This window comes from Polaromonas sp., from assembly GCF_039932935.1.
Lineage (GTDB): Bacteria > Pseudomonadota > Gammaproteobacteria > Burkholderiales > Burkholderiaceae_C > Polaromonas.
Genome location: NZ_JBDTPB010000108.1, coordinates 1 through 2,066, shown reverse-complemented (window position 1 = coordinate 2,066; position 2,066 = coordinate 1). Strand labels below are relative to the sequence as shown.

Annotated in this window: 2 protein-coding genes and 1 pseudogene; 2 read left to right on the top strand and 1 reads right to left on the bottom strand. The window is 63.6% G+C overall.

Going from position 1 to position 2,066, the window contains the following annotated elements:
- Together ABI546_RS17905 and ABI546_RS17900 are read left to right on the top strand one after the other, a co-directional pair.
- Positions 1-453, top strand: a pseudogene (locus tag ABI546_RS17905) (alpha/beta hydrolase); the annotation flags it as partial.
- 56 nt (positions 454-509) lie between these two features.
- Positions 510-1,076 (top strand): DUF2946 family protein, encoded by a 567-nt coding sequence (locus tag ABI546_RS17900; RefSeq protein ID WP_348048716.1) that lies wholly within the window; start codon positions 510-512, stop codon positions 1,074-1,076.
- 102 nt (positions 1,077-1,178) lie between these two features.
- On the opposite strand, the gene ABI546_RS17895 is transcribed toward ABI546_RS17900, so the two are convergent.
- Positions 1,179-2,048 (bottom strand): c-type cytochrome, encoded by an 870-nt coding sequence (locus tag ABI546_RS17895; RefSeq protein ID WP_348048714.1) that lies wholly within the window; start codon positions 2,046-2,048, stop codon positions 1,179-1,181.
- Positions 2,049-2,066 lie beyond the last annotated feature (18 nt).

Sequence of the window (2,066 nt, the reverse complement as noted above, 5' to 3'; positions counted from 1 at the left end):
GCCGCCAGCGGCTGGGCCATAGGGCGGGGGTTCAACCGGCAGGTCTACACCCGCATGTTTTTGAAAACCATGGTGCCGAAGGCGCTGAAAAAACTCGAGCAGCACCCTGGCCTTTTTGACCGTGACCGCCTGCTGGCCGCGCGCGACCTGTATGCATTCGACAACGTCTTCACAGCGCCCGTGCACGGGTTCAAAGATGCGGACGACTACTGGTCGCGAGCTTCCGCCAAGCCGCATTTGCGCAGCATTGCCGTGCCGGCTCTGGCCCTGAACGCATTGAACGATCCTTTTGTGCCGGCCGCGAGCCTGCCGCGAGCCGCAGACGGCAGCCGCTACGTCACACTCTGGCAGCCGGGGCAAGGGGGGCATGTCGGGTTTCCGTCGCCGCCGTTTCCGGGCCACGTGCGCGCCATGCCGGAAGCCGTCACCGGTTTTCTGGCTGCGCACCTGTGATGCCTTCGCATAACCCCGCTCCTGCCGCATCCACCCGTTGCGGCGCAAAATAGCGCATGGATGACATCGTCAAGCAGGCCATTGCCAAGTGGCCCAATGTTCCGGATTGCTATGGCTGGCTGGGGCTGGACGCGCGCGGCAACTGGTACATGCGCGACGACAGGGCGCAGGCTGCAGGGCCTTTCGGGGGCGCGCCGGGCCTGGAGGCTGCCCGCCGTGCCGCCAGCAAAGGCTCATTGCTCAAGCACGACAAACTGATTGATTTCATCCAGCGGAACTACGAGAGCGACGCGCAGGGACGGTGGTTTTTCCAGAATGGGCCGCAGCGCGTGTACGTGGAGCTGGAAGCAACGCCGTGGATCTGGCGCATCGCCGCCGCGCCGGCATTCGAGGTGACGGCTCACACCGGTCAGGCCGCGCGGACGCAGCGGTGCATCGTGGACGAGGCGGGCAGGGTCTACCTTGAAACCGACCTGGGTTTTGGCCTGGTTCATACCCAGGACATGACGCACGCGGCGGACGCTGTGGAGCAGGGTCTGTGGGTGCCCGAAGAGGTTCCGGCGAGCGACCTGGCGGACCGGTTCGGTTATGTGCGAAGCCCGCAATTGCTACAAAAACAATAGCTGCTTGCGCGCGGTGTTATTGGGCTGGAGGTCAATTCCTTTTAAATTCACCCGTAAAAAAAGCCGGTCATCGACCGGCTTTTTGAAAATTGCAGGCAGCGCTTATTTGGCCGCGTTGACCATGTACTGCACCACGGCTTTGATGTCACCGTCGGGGGCGGCAGAACCCCCCTTGGGAGGCATGGCGCCCTTGCCTTTGATGGCGCTGGCGGTCAGCGCCTCGACGCCTGCAGAAACCCGGGGAGCCCATGCAGCCTTGTCGCCGAGCTTGGGCGCATTGGCAACGCCGGCAGCGTGGCAGGCTGCGCACACCTGGCCATACAGGGCCGGCGCGGCGCCACCTGCGGCGGCCGGTGTTGCACCGGCGGCAGGTGCCGCGGTCTTGTTGGCGGCAGCGAGCGCAGCAACGACGTCTGCTGAGGGCGCGGCAACTGCAGCGGCTGCAGGTGCCGAAGCGGCAGCGGCAGGTGCGGCTGGCTCTGCAAATTTTCCACCCGCAGCGGCCGTCATGTAGACCACCGCACGGCCGACTTCCACATCGCTAAAGTCGCCACCACCTTGGGGGCCCATGGCGCCCTTGCCCTTGAGCGCCGAGTGCCAGAGTGTGTCGAAGCCGGTTTTGATACGGGTAGCCCAGGCGCCTGCATCGCCGAATTTCGGTGCGCCGGCAGCACCTGTGCCGTGACAGGTCACACATTGGGCTTTGTAGACTTCTTCGCCGGATTTAAGAGGGCGGTTGGCATCACGGATTTCAACGGCACCGATCTTCTGGATGCGTTGTGCCACTGCATTGGCGCTTTCATCCGCGCCTGCCGCCGGCTTGTTGGCCGACGCGACGTAGTAAACCAGACCAATGATGGCGAAAACAGGGACGACAAAAGAGAAGAAAACTGCAGCCAGCAGTTGCTGCGGGGTTTTGATGGGGCCAGTGTGGGCTTCTTCGTGGGCCGTGGTGTGGTCGTTTGCGCTCATGGCGTCCTCAAAAAACTA

Excerpts from the sequence above, each read along its gene's own strand:
- ABI546_RS17900 (WP_348048716.1), top strand. The coding sequence starts at position 510 with ATGGATGACATCGTCAAGCAGGCCATTGCCAAGTGGCCCAATGTTCCG.
- ABI546_RS17895 (WP_348048714.1), bottom strand. The coding sequence starts at position 2,048 with ATGAGCGCAAACGACCACACCACGGCCCACGAAGAAGCCCACACTGGC.